General features: G+C 66.8%; 23 protein-coding genes. 14 read left to right on the top strand and 9 right to left on the bottom strand.

The features are described 5' to 3' along the window. Positions 1 to 113: 113 nt before the first annotated feature. Positions 114 to 521: a lipoprotein LpqV gene (gene lpqV, locus AC5Y5W_RS03270; protein WP_500022054.1), complete on the bottom strand. Its 408-nt coding sequence runs from the start codon at positions 519 to 521 to the stop codon at positions 114 to 116. 115 nt (positions 522 to 636) lie between these two features. Between lpqV and AC5Y5W_RS03265 the strand changes: the two genes are divergently transcribed. Continuing rightward, the gene (locus AC5Y5W_RS03265) at positions 637 to 1,179 is read left to right on the top strand and encodes a cysteine dioxygenase (RefSeq protein WP_500010652.1); all 543 of its coding nucleotides are present in this window, start codon (positions 637 to 639) and stop codon (positions 1,177 to 1,179) included. Next, positions 1,176 to 1,556 carry a rhodanese-like domain-containing protein gene (locus tag AC5Y5W_RS03260; RefSeq protein ID WP_500010653.1) on the top strand — a complete coding sequence of 127 codons (381 nt, stop codon included), beginning with the start codon at positions 1,176 to 1,178 and terminating at the stop codon, positions 1,554 to 1,556. The genes AC5Y5W_RS03265 and AC5Y5W_RS03260 overlap by 4 nt, the downstream gene beginning before the upstream one ends. Here AC5Y5W_RS03260 and AC5Y5W_RS03255 read toward each other — a convergent pair. Further along, positions 1,543 to 2,316, bottom strand: coding sequence for an enoyl-CoA hydratase (locus tag AC5Y5W_RS03255; RefSeq protein WP_500010654.1), 774 nt, complete (start codon positions 2,314 to 2,316; stop codon positions 1,543 to 1,545). The genes AC5Y5W_RS03260 and AC5Y5W_RS03255 overlap by 14 nt on opposite strands. Further along, a complete protein-coding gene (locus AC5Y5W_RS03250) occupies positions 2,316 to 3,368 on the bottom strand; it encodes an enoyl-CoA hydratase/isomerase family protein (RefSeq protein WP_500010655.1) in 1,053 nt (350 codons plus the stop codon). Before AC5Y5W_RS03250 ends, AC5Y5W_RS03255 begins: the two co-directional genes overlap by 1 nt. Before the next feature lie 221 nt (positions 3,369 to 3,589). Between AC5Y5W_RS03250 and AC5Y5W_RS03245 the strand changes: the two genes are divergently transcribed. Both AC5Y5W_RS03245 and AC5Y5W_RS03240 read left to right on the top strand, forming a co-directional pair. After that, positions 3,590 to 4,444, top strand: a complete 855-nt coding sequence (locus AC5Y5W_RS03245) for a Bax inhibitor-1/YccA family protein (RefSeq protein ID WP_500010656.1) — start codon at positions 3,590 to 3,592, stop codon at positions 4,442 to 4,444. A 103-nt stretch (positions 4,445 to 4,547) separates the two neighbouring features. Beyond that, positions 4,548 to 5,405, top strand: coding sequence for a type IV toxin-antitoxin system AbiEi family antitoxin (locus AC5Y5W_RS03240; protein WP_500010657.1), 858 nt, complete (start codon positions 4,548 to 4,550; stop codon positions 5,403 to 5,405). Between the two features lie 51 nt (positions 5,406 to 5,456). On the opposite strand, the gene AC5Y5W_RS03235 is transcribed toward AC5Y5W_RS03240, so the two are convergent. Next, positions 5,457 to 6,674: an acetyl-CoA C-acetyltransferase gene (locus AC5Y5W_RS03235; RefSeq protein ID WP_499886692.1), complete on the bottom strand. Its 1,218-nt coding sequence runs from the start codon at positions 6,672 to 6,674 to the stop codon at positions 5,457 to 5,459. Positions 6,675 to 6,805: 131 nt separating this feature from the next. After that, complete coding sequence (locus tag AC5Y5W_RS03230) at positions 6,806 to 7,774, bottom strand: SGNH/GDSL hydrolase family protein (RefSeq protein WP_500010658.1); 969 nt, start codon at positions 7,772 to 7,774, stop codon at positions 6,806 to 6,808. 237 nt (positions 7,775 to 8,011) lie between these two features. Between AC5Y5W_RS03230 and AC5Y5W_RS03225 the strand changes: the two genes are divergently transcribed. From AC5Y5W_RS03225 to AC5Y5W_RS03205, 5 genes are read left to right on the top strand one after another with little or no spacing between them, the layout of a single operon-like run. Continuing rightward, positions 8,012 to 9,064 carry an alpha/beta hydrolase gene (locus AC5Y5W_RS03225; protein WP_500010659.1) on the top strand — a complete coding sequence of 351 codons (1,053 nt, stop codon included), beginning with the start codon at positions 8,012 to 8,014 and terminating at the stop codon, positions 9,062 to 9,064. 41 nt (positions 9,065 to 9,105) lie between these two features. Continuing rightward, positions 9,106 to 10,500, top strand: a complete 1,395-nt coding sequence (locus AC5Y5W_RS03220) for a cystathionine beta-synthase (protein ID WP_500010660.1) — start codon at positions 9,106 to 9,108, stop codon at positions 10,498 to 10,500. Positions 10,501 to 10,555: 55 nt separating this feature from the next. Then, positions 10,556 to 10,927, top strand: a complete 372-nt coding sequence (locus AC5Y5W_RS03215) for a CD225/dispanin family protein (RefSeq protein ID WP_500010661.1) — start codon at positions 10,556 to 10,558, stop codon at positions 10,925 to 10,927. Between the two features lie 23 nt (positions 10,928 to 10,950). Next, positions 10,951 to 11,361 (top strand): DUF2752 domain-containing protein, encoded by a 411-nt coding sequence (locus AC5Y5W_RS03210; RefSeq protein ID WP_500010662.1) that lies wholly within the window; start codon positions 10,951 to 10,953, stop codon positions 11,359 to 11,361. Positions 11,362 to 11,389: 28 nt separating this feature from the next. Further along, complete coding sequence (locus tag AC5Y5W_RS03205; RefSeq protein WP_500010663.1) at positions 11,390 to 12,544, top strand: cystathionine gamma-synthase; 1,155 nt, start codon at positions 11,390 to 11,392, stop codon at positions 12,542 to 12,544. A gap of 24 nt (positions 12,545 to 12,568) precedes the next feature. Here the strand turns inward: AC5Y5W_RS03205 and AC5Y5W_RS03200 are convergent, their stop codons facing one another. From AC5Y5W_RS03200 to AC5Y5W_RS03190, 3 genes are all read right to left on the bottom strand, one after another. Next, on the bottom strand, positions 12,569 to 13,231 hold the full coding sequence (locus tag AC5Y5W_RS03200; protein ID WP_500010664.1) for a GOLPH3/VPS74 family protein: 663 nt from the start codon (positions 13,229 to 13,231) through the stop codon (positions 12,569 to 12,571). A 41-nt stretch (positions 13,232 to 13,272) separates the two neighbouring features. After that, on the bottom strand, positions 13,273 to 13,767 hold the full coding sequence (greA, locus tag AC5Y5W_RS03195) for a transcription elongation factor GreA (protein WP_499886684.1): 495 nt from the start codon (positions 13,765 to 13,767) through the stop codon (positions 13,273 to 13,275). Positions 13,768 to 13,981: 214 nt separating this feature from the next. After that, entirely contained in the window at positions 13,982 to 14,416 is a 435-nt protein-coding gene (locus tag AC5Y5W_RS03190) for a DUF4307 domain-containing protein (RefSeq protein ID WP_500010665.1), read from the bottom strand. A gap of 92 nt (positions 14,417 to 14,508) precedes the next feature. Between AC5Y5W_RS03190 and mca the strand changes: the two genes are divergently transcribed. From mca to AC5Y5W_RS03170, 4 genes are all read left to right on the top strand, one after another. Then, entirely contained in the window at positions 14,509 to 15,381 is an 873-nt protein-coding gene (mca, locus tag AC5Y5W_RS03185; RefSeq protein WP_499886682.1) for a mycothiol conjugate amidase Mca, read from the top strand. Between the two features lie 14 nt (positions 15,382 to 15,395). Continuing rightward, entirely contained in the window at positions 15,396 to 15,656 is a 261-nt protein-coding gene (locus AC5Y5W_RS03180) for a hypothetical protein (protein WP_500010762.1), read from the top strand. Next, complete coding sequence (locus AC5Y5W_RS03175; protein WP_500010666.1) at positions 15,640 to 17,637, top strand: thioredoxin domain-containing protein; 1,998 nt, start codon at positions 15,640 to 15,642, stop codon at positions 17,635 to 17,637. Before AC5Y5W_RS03180 ends, AC5Y5W_RS03175 begins: the two co-directional genes overlap by 17 nt. Positions 17,638 to 17,737: 100 nt before the next feature. Beyond that, entirely contained in the window at positions 17,738 to 18,109 is a 372-nt protein-coding gene (locus AC5Y5W_RS03170) for a nuclear transport factor 2 family protein (RefSeq protein WP_500010667.1), read from the top strand. On the opposite strand, the gene trhA is transcribed toward AC5Y5W_RS03170, so the two are convergent. Continuing rightward, positions 18,104 to 18,814: a PAQR family membrane homeostasis protein TrhA gene (gene trhA, locus AC5Y5W_RS03165; protein ID WP_500010668.1), complete on the bottom strand. Its 711-nt coding sequence runs from the start codon at positions 18,812 to 18,814 to the stop codon at positions 18,104 to 18,106. The two genes, AC5Y5W_RS03170 and trhA, sit on opposite strands and share 6 nt — an antisense overlap. A gap of 110 nt (positions 18,815 to 18,924) precedes the next feature. Here trhA and AC5Y5W_RS03160 point away from each other — a divergent pair, with 110 nt between their 5' ends. Continuing rightward, positions 18,925 to 19,716, top strand: a complete 792-nt coding sequence (locus AC5Y5W_RS03160; protein ID WP_500010669.1) for a (2Z,6E)-farnesyl diphosphate synthase — start codon at positions 18,925 to 18,927, stop codon at positions 19,714 to 19,716. Positions 19,717 to 19,809: the final 93 nt, after the last annotated feature.

Raw genomic sequence — 19,809 nt, 5'->3', positions numbered from 1 at the left:
GCTCGCCCGGTGAACGTCGGCCGGCCCGAAACCCGGGGCGCGTAGTGCGTCGGTGTGCGCCATTCCCTCATTGTCCTGCCGCCCGCGGCCCCTTTATTACAGCGTGATCCGAATCAACCACATTCGTCGTTGGCGGCCGCGCGTACCGCGACGATCACCGCGGCTTGCTGTGCCGGGCGCAGTTGCGCCCATGCCGTATTCCAGGTGCCGGACCCGCTGGCTCCGGGCGCCTGAACGGCGGCGAGATACGGCTCGATCAGGGTCTGCCGATCGCCCGGCCGCTCCTGCATCCAGGTCTTTGCGGCATGGCAGGCCTGGAAATACTGCTCTTCGCTGGATGCGGCCGGGACGTTGACGGCGGTCGTCACTCCGGCAGCTGACACCGCGATAGTGCCGGCCGGCAACGACGCCGCGCTACCGGACGGCGCCGGGGCTTTGGTGCCGTGGTGTGCCGAGCAGCCGACCGCCGCCGTCACGACAACGGCGCCCCACGCCAGGAGGCGACGCGGGCACCGATGCACGCCGCCAATCTATGCAAGGCTGTGTGCCGTGATGGAGCGAATTGCATTTCGGGAGTGTTGTCGGGGCTGACCGCCCCTGCCTCCTATCCGCCCATCCGTTCTGGAGTGTTCTGCCATGCTTTCCTCCGTTGCTGACCCTGTGTTGCCACGCCGGTCCGTCACCGGAGCCACCCGGCTCCGGCTACCCGATCTGCTGCACGCCACCGACCGCACCGCCGACGACGTGCTCAGCGGCTGCTACGACCACGTGCTGCCGCCGGGCGGCGTACCCGCCGACGGCCGCTGGTTTGCCCGCCTGCACAGCGACGACGAACTCGACATCTGGCTGATCAGCTGGGTCCCCGGCCATGCCACCGAGCTGCACGACCACGGCGGATCGCTGGGCGCATTGACGCTGCTGTCCGGCTCCCTGGACGAATTTCGCTGGGACGGCGAACAGTTGCGCCGCCGGCGGCTCGACGCCGGCGATCAGGCCGGCTTCCCGCTGGGTTGGGTGCATGACGTGGTCTGGGCGCCGAGCGACATCCCGGCGGGGCCGACGCTGAGCGTTCATGCGTATTCGCCGCCGCTGGCCGTGATGTCGTACTACCAGGTCACCGGCCACAACACGCTGCGTCGCGAGCGCACCGAGCTGACCGACCAGCCGGAGGCTTCGTGAGCCGCGTCGACCGACTGCTGGACGCGGCTCGCGCCAGGCTGCGCCGGCTGACCGCCGACGAGTTGCCCGGCGCGCTGCGCCGCGGCGCCGTGCTGGTCGACATCAGGCCGCAGGCCCAGCGCGCGCACGAGGGCGACGTGCCGGGAGCGTTGGTGATCGAACGCAACGTGCTGGAGTGGCGCTGTGACCCCACCAGTGCGGCTCGGCTACCGCACGCCGTTGGCGACGACGTCGAGTGGGTGATTCTCTGCTCGGAGGGCTACACCTCCAGCCTGGCCGCGGCCGCGCTGCAAGATTTGGGTCTGCACCGCGCCACCGACGTCGTCGGCGGCTATCACGCGTTGGCCGCCGCAGGCGTGCTTGTCAGCGGTGGGTGAAGTTCGGCGGCCGTTTCCCGATGAACGCGGCCATTCCCTCGGATTGGTCGTCGGTCGCGAAAGCCGAATGGAATAGCCGGCGTTCGTAGAGCAGCCCCTCGGCCAGGGTGGATTCGAAGGACCGGTTGACGGCCTCCTTGGCCATCCGCGCCGCCGACAGCGACATCCCTGCAATGGTGGTGGCGACGGCCTTGGCCTCGGTGAGCAAGTCGTCGGCGGGCACCACCCGTGACACCAGTCCGCTGCGCTCGGCCTCGGCGGCGTCGATGGTGCGGCCAGTCAGGATCAAGTCCATCGCCTTGGCCTTGCCGATGGCCCGGGTCAACCGCTGCGAACCGCCCATGCCGGGCAGCACACCGAGTTTGATCTCTGGCTGACCGAATTTCGCTGTGTCGGCGGCGATCAGCAAATCGCACATCATCGCCAGTTCGCATCCACCGCCCAGCGCATGCCCGGCCACCGCGGCGATCGTCGGCGTGCGGACCGCCGCGAGCTTGCCCCAGGCGGCGAAGAAGTCGGAGCTGAAAACATCGGCGAAAGACAGCTCCGACATCTCCTTGATGTCGGCGCCGGCGGCGAACGCCTTGGCCGAACCGGTGATGATGATCGCCCCGATCCCCAGATCTCTATCGAATTCGGCTGCGGCGCTAGTGAGTTCGTTCATCACCTGGCTGTTGAGTGCGTTGAGCGCCTGCGGCCGATTCAACGTGATCGTGCCGATACGCCCGTCGCGCTCGACCAGGATGGTCTCGTAAGTCATCAGCGCCGCTCCTCCTCGAAAGTCAGATCAGGTTCTGCGGGTTGGAAATACGCTTCGACATCGGCGGCGCTGACCTCGGGCAGTGACGCCGGATTCCACTGCGGGTTTCGGTCCTTGTCGACCAGTTGGGCGCGGATGCCCTCCACCAGGTCGTGTGAGCGCAGCGAACCGCAGGACACTCGATATTCCTGCGTCAGAACGTCTTCCAAGGTGTCCAGCTTCGCGGCACGACGCACCGACGCCAACGTCACCGATAACGCGACGGGGGAGCGGGTGGCAATCACGTTGGCGGCATCGTTGGCCGGCCCGGCATCATGGCCGCGCAGCGCAGCGACGATATCGGCGACGGTGTCACCGTCGTAGCATTCGTCGATCCATTCGCGTTGTGCGGCAAGGTCACTCGGCGGCGGGTCGACGGCATACTCGGCGACCGCACGTTCGACGCCCTCGGCGACGATCGATCGGCTGAACGTGTCGAGCTCGTCGTGCGGCACGTAGTGGTCGGCGAAGCCCAGTGCGATGGCATCGGCGCCGGTGAACGGCGTTCCGGTCAGGGCCGCATGCAGACCCAGCGAACCCGGGGCGCGCGACAGCAGGTAGGTACCGCCGACGTCGGGAATGAACCCGATGCCCACCTCAGGCATCGCCATTTTGGTGGTGTCGGTGACGACCCGGGTGTTGGCATGGCAGCCGACGCCCACACCGCCGCCCATCACGATGCCGTCCATCAACGACACGTAGGGTTTGGCGAACCGACCGATCTGGGCGTTCAGCAAATATTCGTCGTACCAGAACCGCCGCGCGGCGACGCCGTCGGCGCGCGCACTGTGATAGATCGCCACCACGTCGCCGCCCGCGCACAACCCGCGTTCCCCAGCCCCGGACAGCACCACCGCCCGCACCGTGCCGTCACGCTCCCACTCGGTCAGCACCGCGCGCAGCTCAGTGACCATGTTCTGGTTCAGCGAGTTGATCGCCTTGGGGCGGTTGAGGGTCACGAAGCCGATGCCGTCGTCGACGCGGGTCAAGATTTCATCGGATTCGCCCGTCACGCGTGTGGTCTCCCCTCGGTGGAAGCGGCTTCCAAATAGGCCAAGCCTTGACGAGCAATCTAGATCGTTACCCGTATCGGCGCGCCCGCGGGTAAGGTTTAGCTGGAGAAGGTCCGGACCATAGCTGCAAAGCCCACCTGGTAGCTGGGAACTCGGCCGGACCACCGTTCGTTGAGCAGGTGTTCGCACAGCTCGAGTCACAGCACAAGAGAGGATCCGACGTGCGGGAGACTAGCAACCCGGTATTTCGCTCGCTGCCCAAACAGCAGGGTGGGTATGCGCAATTCGGTACGGGAGCGGCTGCCGCCGCGACCCAGTACGGGCATCAGACGGACCCGTATGCGGCTCCGTATGTCGACCAACGGGCAGCCGTTTCCCGCCCGCTGACCATTGACGACGTGGTCACCAAGACCGGGATCACGCTGGCGGTGCTATCGGCTGTCGCCGTCGTCTCCTACTTCTTGGTGGCCGGCAACATGGCGTTGGCCATGCCGTTCACCTTCGTCGGTGCCTTCGGCGGCTTGGCGCTGGTGCTGGTCGCCATGTTCGGGCGCAAGCAGGACAACCCGGCGATCGTGTTGTCCTACGCTGCGCTCGAGGGGCTTTTCCTCGGTGCAATCTCCTTTGTTCTGGCCAACGTCGCGGTATCGAGCAGCAATGCCGGGGTGTTGATCGGGCAGGCGATTCTGGGCACGTTTGGCGTGTTCTTCGGGATGCTGGTCGTGTACAAGACCGGTGCCATCCGCGTTACTCCGAAGTTTTCCCGGATGATCGTGGCCGGTCTGTTCGGTGTGCTTGCCCTGATGATCGGCAACCTGGTGCTGGCGATGTTCGGCGTCGGCGGCGGTGAGGGCATGGGATTGCGCAGCGGCGGTCCGCTGGCCATCATCTTCTCGCTGGTGTGCATCGGTATTGCGGCGTTCAGTTTCCTCATCGACTTCGATGCAGCTGACCAGATGATCCGCGCCGGGGCGCCCGAGAAGGCTGCCTGGGGTGTCGCGCTGGGGCTGACCGTCACGCTGGTCTGGCTCTACCTCGAGATCCTGCGTCTGCTCAGTTACCTACAAAGCGACTAGGTTATTTGCATTGACTCTGCGGTGACCAGGCAAGCTACTCGCACTTTTACCTGGTAGCCGCAGAGTCAACGAGGATGTCGGTGCAGGTTGGCACCATGCCCGCATGGGCGAGTTGGGAAAGCAGCCGTTCATCGGTTCCGAGGCGCTTGCCGCCGGCGTTGTCAGCTGGCATGAGCTGGACAGGTACTTCACGGCGATCATGCCGAACGTCTACCTGGACAATCGATTGCAGCCCTCGTTGCGGCACCGCATTCTTGCGGCTTGGTTGTGGTCGCAGCGCCGCGCTGTCATCGCCGGCGTTGCGGCATCAGCCCTCCACGGCGCGAAGTGGGTGGATGACGACGCCATGGTGGAGTTGATTTGGCGCAACGCCAGGGCGCCCACGGGTGTGAAGACTCGTCACGAGCTGTTGTGGGAGGAGGAAAGCCAACAGCTTGGGGGACTGTACGTAACGACGCCCGAGCGCACCGCCTTTGATCTCGCCAGGCGCGGAACCGTCGGGCAGGCGGTCGCCAGACTCGATGCGCTTGCGAGGGCCACCGATTTCAAGGTTGACGATGTCGCGGAACTCGCTGGCCGCCATCCGCATACCCGCGGTCTGCGTCAACTGGAGCGGGCACTCGACCTCGTCGACTCCGGTGCGCAATCTCCGAAGGAGACGTGGCTGCGGCTTCTCCTCATCGGCGCTGGCTTCCCCCGGCCGCAGACCCAGATCCCGGTGTTAAGCCCGGACGGCTACCCGCTGTACTACCTGGATATGGGCTGGCAGGACATCATGCTGGCCGTCGAATACGACGGCGACCAACATCGCACCGACAGGCCGCAGTACGTGTGGGACGTGGAGCGGTTGGAGTACATCCAACGGGTCGGCTGGACGCACATCCAAGTGCTGGCCGAGCACCGCGGCTGCGACGTCCTGCACCGGGTCCGGCGCGCCTGGGATGCATTGACTCTGCGGTGACCAGGCACGCTACTCGCACTTGTGCCTGGTAGGCGCAGAGTCAACGCAGAATTAGCTCAGCCGCTCGACCACCATCGCCATGCCCTGCCCGCCGCCGACACACATGGTTTCCAAACCGAACGTCTTGTCGTGGGTCTGCAGGTTGTTCAGCAAGGTGGCGGTGATCCGGGCGCCGGTCATGCCGAACGGGTGTCCCAGCGCGATCGCGCCGCCGGAGACGTTCAGCTTGTCCTCGTCGATCCCCAGCTCGCGTGCCGAGCCGAGGACCTGCACCGCGAAGGCTTCGTTGATCTCGAACAAGTCGATATCACCGATCGACATGCCCGCATTCATCAAGGCTTTTTTGGTCGCTTCGATGGGACCCAGGCCCATGATCTCCGGGGACAGCCCGGTCACTCCGGTCGACACGATCCGGGCCAGCGGGGTCAGCCCGAGTTCCTTGGCTTTGGTGTCGCTGGTGATCACCACTGCCGCGGCGCCGTCGTTGAGCGGACATGCGTTGCCTGCAGTCACGGTGCCGTTGGGTCGGAACACCGGCTTGAGTTGGCTGACCTTCTCGTAGGTCGTGCCCGGCCGCGGGCCGTCGTCGACGCTGACGGTGGTGCCATCTGGCAGCGTGACCGGCTCGATCTCGCGCTCGAAGTGGCCGCTTTTGATCGCCTCTTCGGCAAGGTTCTGGCTACGTACGCCCCAATGGTCTTGGTCTTCGCGGCTGATCCCGGTCAGCAGCGCCACGTTCTCGGCGGTCTGGCCCATGGCGATGTAGACGTCCGGCAAGGCCTGATCGCTTCGCGGGTCATGCCATTCGTCGGCGCCGGCCGCCGCTGCCTCCGTACGTTCCTGGGCCTCGGCGAACACCGGGTTCTTGGTGTCCGGCATGCCGTCGGCACTGCCCTTGCCGAACCGCGACACCGTCTCCACGCCGGCGGAGATGAACGCATCACCTTCGCCGGCCTTGATCGCGTGGAACGCCATCCGGGTGGTCTGCAACGACGACGAGCAGTACCGGTTGACGGTGGTCCCGGGCAGGAAGTCATAGCCGAGTGCGACGGCGACCACGCGCGCAATGTTGTAACCGGACTCGCCGCCCGGCTGGCCGCAACCCATCATCAGGTCGTCGATCTGATGCGGGTTCAGCGCAGGCACCTTGTCCAGCGCGGCGCGCACCATCTGGGTGGCGAGGTCGTCGGGCCGCATGGAGGCCAACGACCCCTTGACGGCGCGGCCGATCGGCGAGCGGGCAGTTGAGACGATGACGGCTTCCGGCACGATCGGTTCCCTCCTGGGACATCTGGGCAGCGCCCGGGTGGTTTGGCTACCTCAAATCTAGCCTTGTGGCGGCGCGGGCCGTGGAGCGCCCCACCCCGCAGCGGGCAAGGCGGGCAACCGGATCGAGCCGTTTACCTCCCGGCCGGTACGACGACCGGCGCCGGCACCCCGGTGGTGTGCCGTCGCAGCAGCCGCGACACGATGGCGCGGCCCCGGGCGGGGCCAGGATCCAGTTCCTCGGTCACCGACGGCAACGCAGGTGTCAGATCGCCGCTGCCGACTCCCAGCGCGTCGCACAGTGCGGGCAGCAACTGGTCGGCTAACAACGCATAGCCGGCCGCCGACGGGTGGTACTGATCCTCGGACAACAGCAGCGCCGGCGAATGCAGAAAATTCGATGCCAGCAGGTCGGCCAACGGGATCGGCACCCCGCCCGCCGCCTTGACCTCGAGGGCCTGGGCCCGGGCCAGTCGCAAACCGCGAGTATGCGCGGCCCACCGCAGCGGCTGCGGGATCGCGGTGATCACACCGAAATCGGGGCAGGTCGCGACGACGACCACCGCGCCGCTGGCGCACAGGCGCCGTACCGCCGCGCCCAGACGCCGCGCGGAGGGCGCGACACCGTTGAGCGCCGTGACGTCGTTGGCGCCGATCATGATCACTGCCGCGTCCGGCGGCGGCCCGGCCACGAACATCGCATCGACCTGTCCGGACAAGCCCTTCGACGTGGCCCCGACGATCGCTTTGGTACTCAGACGGATGCGTTTGCGGGTTTGCTCGGCCAGGCCCCGGGCAATCAGCACACCGGGCACCTCGTCGGCATTGCTGCAGCCGTAGCCGGTGGCCGTCGAGTCACCGAAGACCATCAGATGGAAGTCCACCGGCGTTTCGCGCTGCCATCGCTCAGCTGGGCCGCCGCCGCTGGTGTACACCCCGTCGGCCCGCGGGGGGATGTCCCAAGCTTTGGGGATCACACTGCGTGCGCGCGCAGCTTGGCCGATCAGCAGGTTGCGAGCGCCGAGATAGGCCGTGCCCGTTGACGCCAGCGCACCTGCCGCGGCCAAAGCCACCATCGATCGCCGCGGCGCGCGAATGTCCACATGATCAGTTTAGGTCGCCAGATGACGGCGGTCTGAAATCGCCGACACGGCTCGATTACGGACTGGCCCAAATGTGGTATCGAATAAGACTCTTTGATTGTTGAAAGTTCTACAGGTGTCAAGCTAAGTTAGCGAGGTTGGCTGAGCGCCGTCGCGGGTACACCGCAATTAGTAGCTAGCTGAACCGGATGCTCTGCTACTTCGTCGACTGACTACACCGACGTAGGAAGTGGGAGCATGACCGCAGCGACTGAAATTCCGAGCCCTTCGACACATCATCTTCGCGCCCGAGATTCGCTCCGGGCGCGAAAATTTCCCAGCAGCGACGGCGCGCCTGTCGAGGTCGTCGAGACCGGTCCCAGCATCCCTGCCCGATTGGTTTCGCTGGCAACGTATCTGACGGTCCGCCCGACGCTGGCCATTGGCAGCCGCGTTCCGCATATGCCGTGGCCGTTCGGCATCGTCGACTTCGCATCGCGGGTGCTATTGCCCGCTCCCGGCACGATCCGCGCCACGATCGGTCTGCCGCACGCCACCGCGCAACTGGTGCGCGCTCCCGGTGTGCTGCCGGCCGACGGAAACCGGCGCGTCGTGCTCTACCTGCACGGCGGCGCCTTCCTGACCTGCGGCGTGAACTCGCACAGCCGGGTCGTCAACGCGTTGTCCCGATACGCCGACTCGCCGGTGCTGGTGGTCAACTATCGGCTCATCCCCAAGCACTCGGTGGGCATGGCCCTCGACGATTGCATGGACGCCTATCGCTGGCTGCGGCTGCGCGGCTATGACCCGGAGCAGATCGTGCTCGCCGGTGACTCGGCCGGCGGCTACCTGGCGTTGGCGCTGGCGCAGCAGCTGCAGGAAGAGCAGGAGGAACCGGCAGCGCTGGTGGCGATCTCGCCGTTGCTGCAGTTGGCCAAAGAGCCCAAGCAGGCGCACCCCAACATCAAGGTCGACACGATGTTCCCGGCCAGGGCCTTCGACGCGCTGATCGCACTGGTCGCCAAGGCCGCCGCCAAGCACATCGTCAACGGAGAGCCGGAGACGCTCTACGAGCCGCTCGACCACGTCGAGCCGGGGCTACCGCGGACCTTGATCCACGTGTCAGGATCCGAAGTGCTGCTGCACGACGCTCAGTTGGCCGCCCGACGGCTCGCGGCCGTGGGCGTCCCGGCCGAGGTGCGGATCTGGCCCGGCCAGATTCACGATTTCCAGCTCGCCGCGCCGGTGATTCCGGAGGCGACACGTTCGCTGCGCCAGATCGGCGAGTACATTCGCGAGGCCACCGGATAGCTCGCCGCGCCGCCGCTGAGCGCACCTGAGACCATGAAGGCATGCGGATCGCGCGGCACATCAGTGAACTCATCGGCAATACCCCACTGGTTCAGCTGAACTCGGTCGCGCCGCCGGGAGCGGGGCGCCTGGTCGCCAAGGTGGAATACCTCAACCCCGGCCTGAGCAGCAAAGACCGGATCGCGGCGAAGATGATCGACGCCGCCGAGGCCAGTGGGCAGCTGAAGCCGGGCGGCACCATCGTCGAGCCCACCTCGGGCAACACCGGCGTCGGGTTGGCGCTGGTCGCGCAGCCGCGCGGGTACAAGTGCGTGTTCGTCTGCCCCGACAAGGTCAGCGAGGACAAGCAGAATGTGCTGCGCGCCTACGGCGCCGAGGTCGTGGTCTGCCCGACCGCCGTGCCGCCGGATCACCCCGACAGCTACTACAGCGTCTCCAACCGGTTGGCCCACGACATCGAAGGCGCCTGGAAGCCCGACCAGTACTCCAATCCGGAGGGGCCGGCCAGCCACTACGAAACCACCGGCCCCGAGATCTGGGCCGACACCGACGGCAAGGTCACCCATTTCGTCGCCGGCATCGGGACCGGCGGCACGATCAGCGGCGCCGGCCGCTACCTGAAGGAGGTCTCCGGCGGAGCGGTGCGCGTCATCGGCGCCGATCCGGAAGGGTCGGTGTACTCCGGTGGCACCGGCCGTCCCTACTTGGTGGAGGGCGTCGGCGAGGACTTCTGGCCGGAGGCTTACGACCCCAGCGTGCCCGACGAGATCATCGCGGTATCCGACTCCGACTCGTTCGACATGACTCGGCGGCTGGCCCGCGAAGAGGCGATGCTGGTCGGCGGATCTTGCGGGATGGCGGTCGTGGCGGCGCGGAAGGTGGCCGAGCAAGCCGGGCCCGACGCACTGGTCGTGGTGCTGCTCCCCGACGGCGGCCGCGGTTACCTGTCGAAGATCTTCAACGACGGCTGGATGTCGTCGTACGGGTTCCTGCGCACCCGGCTCGACGGCTCAGTCGAACAGCCCACTGTCGGAGACGTGCTGCGCCGGAAATCCGGTGAACTGCCCGACCTGGTGCACACCCACCCGTCGGAAACAGTGCGCGACGCCATCGGCATCCTGCGCGAGTACGGGGTGTCTCAGATGCCCGTCGTCGGCGCCGAACCACCGGTAATGGCCGGGGAGGTGGCCGGCAGCGTGTCGGAACGCGAACTGCTCTCGGCTGTCTTCGAGGGCCGGGCCAAGCTGGCCGATGCCGTCGGTCTGCACATGAGTGCCGCGCTGCCGATGATCGGGGCCGGTGAATTGGTGAGCGCGGTTGCCAAGGCGCTGCGGGACTTTGACGCGGTGATGGTGGTGGAAGAAGGCAAACCGGTGGGCGTGATCACCCGCCACGACTTGCTGGGCTTTCTCTCCGAGGGCCCACGACGCAGGTAGCAGCTCGGGTAGGGTACTGCACCGCCACACCCAGTCCTTACCGAGGAAGGCGCCGATGACTGAACAACCGCCTGGCCCGCCGCCGGGCAATTACCCACCGCCGCCTCCCGGGGGATACCCGCCGCCACCGCCACCCGGTTCCGGCGGCTACCCGCCGCAGGGACCGCCCGGTTACTCGGCGCAACCCGACACATATCTCGTCTGGGCCATCCTGACCACCGTGCTCTGCTGTCTGCCGCTAGGCATTGTCTCGATCGTGAAATCCAGCCAGGTCTCGGGTTTGTGGGCGCAGGGCAGATACGCCGAGGCGCACCAGGCGTCCCAGGACGCCAAGAAGTGGGCGATCTGGTCGGCCGTCGCCGGCGTGATCGTCATCATCATCGCGCTGGCGTTCAACGTCGTGTCGTTCTCAGCCGGCACCTCTTGACCCAGCTGCAGCAGGTTCGGCGCATGCCGACTCTGCATCGCCTCGGTGCGCCCATCGCGGTGGCCGCAGCGGCGATGGTGGCATGCGCGGCGGTGTGGTGGGCTGACCCGACTACCCCCGGCGGCCCGCTGCCGGTGTGCCCGACCAAGCTGCTGCTCGGCATCGACTGTCCCGGTTGCGGCACGTTGCGGATGGTGTACTCGCTGCTGCACGGCGACTTGCTGGCCGCGGCGAAATTCAACGCGGTAGCCCTGGCGGCGGCGGTATTGCTGGGTTGGGCATACGCGGCATGGACTTATGGGCGCGTAACCGGACGCCGAATCTGGGGTTGGCAGCGCCATCGCTGGGCGGCGCCGGTGACGTTGGTGGTGGTGTCGGCTTGGTTCGTGATCCGCATTCTTCCGTTCGGCCCGTTCCCCGCGCTTCGGGTGTGACGGCCCGGTCTCGTTAGGCTGGTCGTCGATGAGTGAACAGCGCCGTACCGGGCTTGCTACCAAGGCCATCCACGCCGGTTACCACACCGACCCGTCGACCGGCGCGGTCAATCCGCCGATCTACACAGCCAGCACATTCGCCCAAGACGGCGTCGGCAAGCTGCGCGCCGGCTTCGAATACGCACGCTCAGGCAACCCGACTCGGGCTGCGCTGGAAGCCTCGCTGGCCGCTGTCGAAGAGGGCCGGTTCGGTCGGGCGTTCAGCTCCGGCATGGCCGCCACCGACTGCGCGCTGCGCGCGCTGCTGCGTCCGGGCGAGCACGTCGTCATCCCCGACGACGCCTACGGCGGCACGTTCCGATTGATCGACAAGGTGTTCACCCAATGGGGTGTCGCGTACACGCCGGTCGAGTTGTCCGACCTCGACGCGGTGCGCGCCGCGATCACGCCACATACCAGGTTGATCTGGTTGGAAACACCGACCAATCCGCTGTTGTCGATCGCCGACATCGCCGCCATTGCTGGGCTGGCCAGCGACCGGTCTGTGAAAGTATTGGTGGACAACACATTTGCCTCGCCGGCACTGCAGCAGCCGTTGACGCTCGGCGCCGACGTCGTGTTGCATTCGACCACCAAGTACATCGGCGGGCACTCCGACGTGGTGGGCGGGGCGCTGGTCACCAACGACGAGGAACTCGACGTCGCATTCGGCTTCCTGCAGAACGGCGCCGGCGCGGTGCCGGGCCCGTTCGACGCCTACCTGACCATCCGCGGCCTCAAGACGCTGGTGCTGCGCATGCAGCGGCACAGCGAAAACGCCGCCGCGGTCGCCGAATTCCTCTGTGGCCATCCGGCCGTCGGCGATGTGCTGTATCCCGGCCTACCCAGCCATCCCGGCCATGACGTCGCGGCGCGGCAGATGCGCGGATTCGGCGGCATGGTGTCGGTACGGATGCGCGGCGGTAGGGCGGCCGCCGAAAGCCTGTGCGCCAACACCGAGGTGTTCATCCTGGCGGAGTCGCTCGGCGGGGTCGAATCGCTGATCGAGCATCCGGGCGCGATGACCCACGCGTCGACGGCCGGCTCGCAGTTGGAGGTTCCCGAGGACCTGGTGCGCCTGTCGGTGGGTATCGAGGACGTCGCCGACCTGCTGGCCGACCTTGAGCAGGCGCTGGCCGAGTAGCTGCGCCTGCAACCGGGCCAGACGCTACTGCAATGCGTGGCGGATCGCCGCCGTCGTCACCGCCAGATTGACCTCGGCGAGTTCGGGCTCCGACTCGCCGACCCACCCGCCGCTGGCGATGTCACCGGCTCGGCTGCGCACCCATTCCCAACCACGGTCGTTGAGGCTGAACACCGCACCCAGGCCGTCGACCGTGTGCAGCAGCGAGATGATCGTCGCCGTCGCCGGGTCCGGGTTGTCGTCGTCGAACAGTGCGCCGATCAGCGCTGCACGGGCCTGTGACACCCGGGTCCGGTCGGTCAACGGCCACGCGTAGGAGCGCTTGAATCCATTGCCCTGCAGCCGAACCTGGCGGATCTGACCGAGGTATTCGAGCTGTGTCAGTAATGCACCGGGGGTAACGCGACGCAGCTTGGTGATCGCGGCGGCCGGACTCATCGGCCGACGCCCCAGCAGCTGCAATGCGGGCGCCAGCACCGGATCAGCAGGATCGGGTCCGCTCAACACGACCAGTCGTCCCGCTTCGACCGGCTCGCTGTCGACTGCCGGACGAATACGGCAGGCATGCGCCAAATCCAGCAGCGTCGCCGCGGTCAGCACGCGTTCGCGGCAAGCTCGATCCAGCCCAGGCTGCGCCGACGCATTGTCGAGCAGCAACAGAAGTAGATCTTCGGCGATCCGCGCCATCAGAGGCTTGAGCGGGCCTTATCCCCCCACCGGTGCGGTGCCTAGGAGTGATACGGCTTGGCGCTGACCAGCGTCACTTTGACCGTGTTGCCGTTGGGCACGGTGTAGCTGCGGCTCTCGCCTTCCTTGGCGTCGATCAGCGCGCCGCCCAGCGGTGAGTTCGGCGAGTACACCTCCAGGTCGCCGTCGTTGACGCCCTCACCCCGGGTGGCGATCAGAAACGTCTCCGTCTCCGACTTGTCGTCGCCGTAGTAGACCGTCACCACCGAACCGGGCAGCGCGACACCCGACTGCGTGGGGGCTTCGCCGACCTTGGCGTTGTTCAGCAGATCCTGCAGCTGCCGGATCCGGGCCTCCTGTTGGCCCTGTTCCTCGCGCGCTGCGTGATAGCCACCGTTTTCCCGCAGGTCGCCCTCCTCGCGGCGGTCGTTGATTTCCGCGGCGATGACCGGACGGTTTGCGATCAACTGGTCGAGTTCGGCCTTGAGTCGGTCGTGTGACTCTTGGGTCAACCAGGTCACCTGGGTGTCCGTCATCTCGTCGTGCTCCTTGTGGTGTCGGTTGCGCGATAATCGCGTGCCTGCGCACCTGCGGTTCCCCCGCGTGTACTACGGCTTGATAGCTGCGTATACCCACTAATGCAGCAATACACGGTTCCAGCAGGAACCGTGCACCAAAACATGGTAGCACCGCGCAGCCTCCCGCCGGACACATTTTCGCAGTTCGGCATCCGTCCGGGTGGCCGTGCGATCAGGAACTGCGCAGGTAGTCGGGCACGTTGGTGCCGCACCCGTAGACGTCGCCCATCACGGGCGGCTTGCTGGACTTCACGATCGTCGTCACCTGCACCGTCGCCTCCTGCGACGGCGGGATCAGGACTTCGCGCCGGCCCGTCTCGCTGCCGTCTTTGGCGCGGACCCGCACGATGCAGTCGACCGGACGCGACGGATCCGACCGCGTCACGCTGATCGTCACCGACACCGTCTCGTCGTCGACCAGCCGGTAGCCGGCCAGCGTGCCCTTCACGTCACCGGTGCCCAGCCGCTGGTAGGCGACGACCGCGACGATGATGCCCGCGGCCACCACCAGCAGCCCCAGCGCGATCACGACGCGACGCCGCGAAGCGGCCGATAGCGAGGCACGCCCGTAGCGGCTCTCCGGAGGCACCAGCGGAGGTTGGCTCATTGTTGTGCGCATCTCTTCAGTCGGTTTCGGGCCCGGACCGCCAGGATGGAACTATTAGGGTATCGGCCCAACAACGCACGGACAGGGAGCACGTGAGCGAACTGCGGTTGATGGCGGTGCACGCCCACCCGGACGACGAGTCCAGTAAGGGCGCCGCCACCCTTGCCCGCTACGCCGACGAGGGGCATCGCGTGCTGGTGGTGACGTTGACCGGCGGCGAGCGCGGCGACATCCTCAACCCCGCCATGGACCTGCCGGAAGTGCACGGACGTATCGCCGACATCCGCCGCGACGAGATGGCCAAGGCCGCCGAAATTCTCGGTGTCGAGCACACCTGGCTCGGCTTCATCGACTCCGGCCTGCCCAAGGGCGACCCACCGCCCCCACTACCGCAGGATTGCTTCGCGCTGGCACCGCTGGAGGCGTGCACCGAGGCGCTGGTGCGGGTGGTGCGCGAGTTTCGGCCGCATGTCATGACGACCTACGACGAAAACGGCGGCTACCCGCACCCCGACCACATCCGCTGTCACCAGGTTTCGCTGGCGGCGTTCGAAGCAGCCGGCGATTACCGCCGCTTCCCGGCGGCCGGCGACGTGTGGACGGTGCCCAAGCTTTATTACAACCACGGCTTCCTGCGCGAGCGGATGCAGTTGCTGCAGGACGAGTTCGCCAACCACGACCAGCAGGGCCCGTTCGGAAAATGGCTGGCGCACTGGGACCCCAAGCACGACATCTTCGCCGACCGGGTGACGACCCGAGTTGAGTGCTCGGCGTATTTCAGCCAGCGTGACGACGCCCTGCGCGCCCACGCCACCCAGATCGATCCCCAAGGCGATTTCTTCGCCGCGCCGATCGAATGGCAGCAGCGGCTCTGGCCGACCGAAGAATTCGAGTTGGCCCGCTCGCGGGTGCCGGTGCGCCTTCCCGAGACCGATCTGTTCGCAGGAATCGAGACCGACCAGTGATAGAGCTTTTCGATGTGGTGACGTTCTTGGCTGACGACGCTCCCCGTAACACCGGACCGGATTTCGGCAAGGCCAGCCCGTTCGGTCTGCTCGTGATCGTGCTGCTGCTGATCGGGACCTTTCTGCTGGTGCGCTCGATGAACCGGCAGCTGAAGAAGGTCCCCGAGTCTTTCGACCCCCAGCACCCGGAGCCGGACCAGGCCGCCGACGAAGGCACAGTCGGCGTCGATCAGCCGGCGGATCGCAACGGATCGCGGCGTGAACCCGACGAATAGCAACGCCCTCGCCGGGGCCGCCAGCCCATATCTGCGCCAGCATGCCGACAACCCGGTGCACTGGCAGCAGTGGACGCCGCAGGCGCTGGCCGAGGCCGCCGAACGCGACGTGCCGATCCTGCTGTCGGTCGGCTACGCCGCCTGCCACTGGTGCCATGTCATGGCCCACGAGTCCTTCGAGGACGACGAGGTTGCCGCGGTCATGAACGCGGGATTCGTGTGCGTGAAGGTGGACCGCGAGGAACGGCCCGACATCGACGCCGTCTACATGAATGCCACCGTCGCGCTCACCGGGCACGGTGGCTGGCCGATGACATGCTTCCTCACGCCGGACGGCCGGCCATTCTTCTGCGGCACCTACTATCCGAAACCAGCGTTCCTGGAACTACTTTCCGCTGTCGTCAACACCTGGCGGACACGCCGTGACGAAGTCGAGCAGGCGTCCGACCACATCGCCGGCGAGCTGCGATCGATGGCCGCTGGGATGCCGGGAGGAGGGCCGGACGTCAAACCATCGCTCTGCGATCAGGCCGTAGCCGCCGTGCTGAGCGAGGAGGACCCAGTGCGTGGCGGATTCGGTCGGGCGCCGAAGTTCCCGCCGTCGGCCCTGCTGGAGGCGCTGCTGCGGGACCACGAGCGCACCGGCTCGGCTGAGGCGCTCGGCGTCGTGGAGCGCGCGGCCACCGCGATGGCCCGTGGCGGAATCTATGACCAGCTGGCCGGCGGATTCGCCCGTTACAGCGTCGACGATGCTTGGGTAGTACCGCATTTCGAGAAAATGCTCTATGACAACGCGCTGCTGCTGCGAGCTTATGCGCACCTGGCCCGTCGCACCGGAGACCCGTTGGCGCGCCGCGTCGCCGGTCAGACCGCACGGTTCATCATCGACGACCTGGGTGCCGGCGACATGTTCACCTCGTCGCTGGACGCCGACGCCGCGGGTCGGGAAGGCTCGACTTACGTGTGGACGCCGGTCCAATTGCGTGAAGTGTTGGGCGACGACGACGGTGATTGGGCCGCTTCACTATTCGGCGTCACGGACACCGGAACGTTTGAGGAGGGCACGTTGGTGCTGCAGTTGCGCAGCGACCCCGACGACGTGGATCGCTTCGATCGGGTCCGCACCGTACTGCTGGCCGCGCGGTTAACCCGGGCGCAGCCCGACCGCGACGACAAAATCGTCACCGCCTGGAACGGGTTGGCAATCACCGCGTTAGCGGAAGCCAGTGTGGCCCTGAATGATTCGGAATTGCTGTCTGCTGCGCGACGCTGCGCGGCGGCACTGGTGGACCTGCACATGGTCGACGGTCGGCTGCGTCGCGCCAGTCTGGGCGGAGAAGTCGGCGACACCGCGGCCATCCTGGAAGACCACGCGATGCTGGCCACCGGGTTGTTGGCGCTCTACCAGCTGACCGCCGAGAACGCCTGGCTGGCTACTGCCACCGAGCTGCTCGATATCGCGTTGGCGCGCTTCGCCGACCCGGACCGCCCGGGCCGCTGGTTCGACACCGCCGACGACGCCGAGCAACTGATGTACCGGCCCGCCGATCCGGTTGACGGGGCGACGCCGTCCGGTGCCTCGACGATCGCCGAGGCGCTGCTGACCGCCGCGCACCTGGTGGGCGCTGATCACGCGGATCGCTACCGAGAGGCGGCGGCCGATGCGCTGTTGGCGCATTCACCGTTACTGGCCGGGGCGCCGCGTTCAGCCGGCCATTGGCTGGCGGTCGCCGAAGCCGCGGTCCGTGGGCCGCTGCAGATCGCGGTGGCCACTGACACGCCGGGATCGTCGTTGCTGGCGGATGCGCGCAGCCTCGCGCCGGGCGGGGCCATCGTGGTTGGCGGGGCGGTCGACTCCTCGGAACTACTGGCCGGACGCGATCGGGTCGCCGGCGCCGACGCCGCCTACGTGTGCCGTGGGCGGGTGTGCGACATGCCGGTCACCACTACCGCGGACTTGGCTGCCGCACTCGCCCGGTGACGATGCGGGCCGTGAAAACGGCCCGAGGCGGGGGTACCGCCCAGCCGCGAAGCGGCGAGGGGGAGAGGCGGGCAATCGCCCGCGCGGTAGCGTGCCTGACATGCGGAGTGCCCAAACCATCGCCGACACCGTCAACCGCTACATCAGCCTGGTCGCCAAGGGCAGCGCCGACGACATCGTCGAGCTCTACGCCGACGACGCCACTGTCGAGGATCCGGTCGGCGGCGAGGTACACATCGGTCGGCAGGCCATCCGCGGCTTCTACGCGGCTCTGGAGTCCGGTGAACGGGACTGCGAGCTGGTGACGCTGCGGGTCGCCGGTAACGAGGCGGCCTTCCATTTCAGGCTGACAGTGACGTACGGCGACAGCCGGATGGTGATCGAGCCGATCGACGTGATGGTGTTCGGCGACGACGGCAAGGTGGCCGCGATGAAGGCCTACTGGTCGCCGGAGAACGTCACGCAGTTATAGCGGGTGGCCGACGTAAAACACCGCAAACCACATGGCGATGTAGTGGCAGATCGCGGCCAGCGCAGTCAGGCCGTGGAAGAACTCGTGGTAGCCGAACGTGGCCGGCCACGGGTCGGGCCAGCGCAGTCCATACAGCACACCGCCGACGCTGTATAGCACGCCGCCGACCGCCAGCAACACCATCGCGGCAACCCCGGCGGTGTGCACGATCGTCGGGGCGAACCACACCGCCACCCACCCCAGCAACAGGTAAAGCGGTACACCGACCCAGCGTGGCGCCGTAGGCCAGCACATCTTCAACAAGATCCCCGCCACTGCACCGCCCCACACGATCCACAGCACCAGCAGGCCGGTGTCATGCGGCATAGCCAGCCGTGCGAACGGCGTGTAGCTGCCGGCGATGAACACGAAAATCATCGAGTGGTCCAGCCGCTTCATTCGCTTGCGGGCTATCACCGATTTCCACTGGACCCGGTGATAGGTGGCGCTGACGGCGAACATCGCCACCGTGGCCGCGGCGTAGATCAGGGTCGCGTGGCCGGCGCGGCGCGATTCGGCCGCCCATGACACCGATACCAGCGCTGCGCCGCAGATGAGCGCCAACCAGGCGGAGTGGAAGTGGATCCAGCCGCGCATCCGGGGCTTGATCAGGACTTGGGTGGCCCCCTCGACAATGTCGTCGGCCACTTCCTGGACAGCAGCCATCGGTCCAGACTGATCAGATCGCGAAGCGGCGTCGGTCTGGCTCGATGTGCCCTTCCGGGACTCTGCGGGATTGCCGGTAACCATTGCCCCTCACAGTAATCTGGTTCTTCGTGGACATCATCCCGCCACGGCTCAAGGAACCGCTGTATCGCATCTATGAATTGCGGCTGCGGCAGGGCCTGGCTGCTTCCCGGTCCGCGCTGCCCCGCCACATCGCGGTGCTGTGTGACGGGAACCGGCGCTGGGCGCGCAGCGCGGGCTACGACGACGTCAGCTTCGGCTACCGGATGGGCGCGATCAAGATCGCCGAGATGTTGCGCTGGTGCCAAGAAGCCGGCATCGAAATGGCCACCGTCTATCTGCTGTCCACCGAAAACCTGCAACGCGATCCCGACGAACTGGCCGCGCTCATCGAGATCATCACCGACGTGGTCGAGGAGCTCTGTGCGCCGGTGAACCACTGGAGTGTGCGCACGGTCGGAGATTTGGAGCTGGTCGGCGAAGAGCCCGCGCGGCGGCTGCGCGAGGCCGTCGAGTCCACCCGCGAGAAGAACGGCGGCTTTCATGTCAACGTGGCGGTCGGTTATGGCGGCCGCCAGGAGATCGCCGACGCGGTGCGTGGCCTGTTGAACAAGGAACTCGCCAACGGAGCCAGTGCCGAGGAACTCGTCGAGGCGGTCACCGTCGACGCGATCTCGGAAAACCTGTACACCTCCGGGCAGCCCGACCCCGATCTGGTCATCCGGACATCGGGGGAGCAGCGGCTGTCGGGCTTCCTGCTCTGGCAGAGCGCCTACTCGGAGATGTGGTTCACCGAGGCGCACTGGCCAGCGTTCCGTCGAGTCGACTTTCTGCGCGCGCTGCGCGACTACAGCCAGCGCCACCGCCGCTACGGAACGTAACTGCCTGCCCCCCCTTGCGCGCGAGCAATGTGTCCCAGGTTCAAATGCGGAAAATCACCGGGTTTACGCACCCTCGCCTAATTGCGGACGGGC

This window comes from Mycobacterium sp. NGS51 (assembly GCF_059812525.1).
Note: the sequence above shows the minus strand (reverse complement) of the source record. Positions and strands in the feature narration are given on the sequence as shown.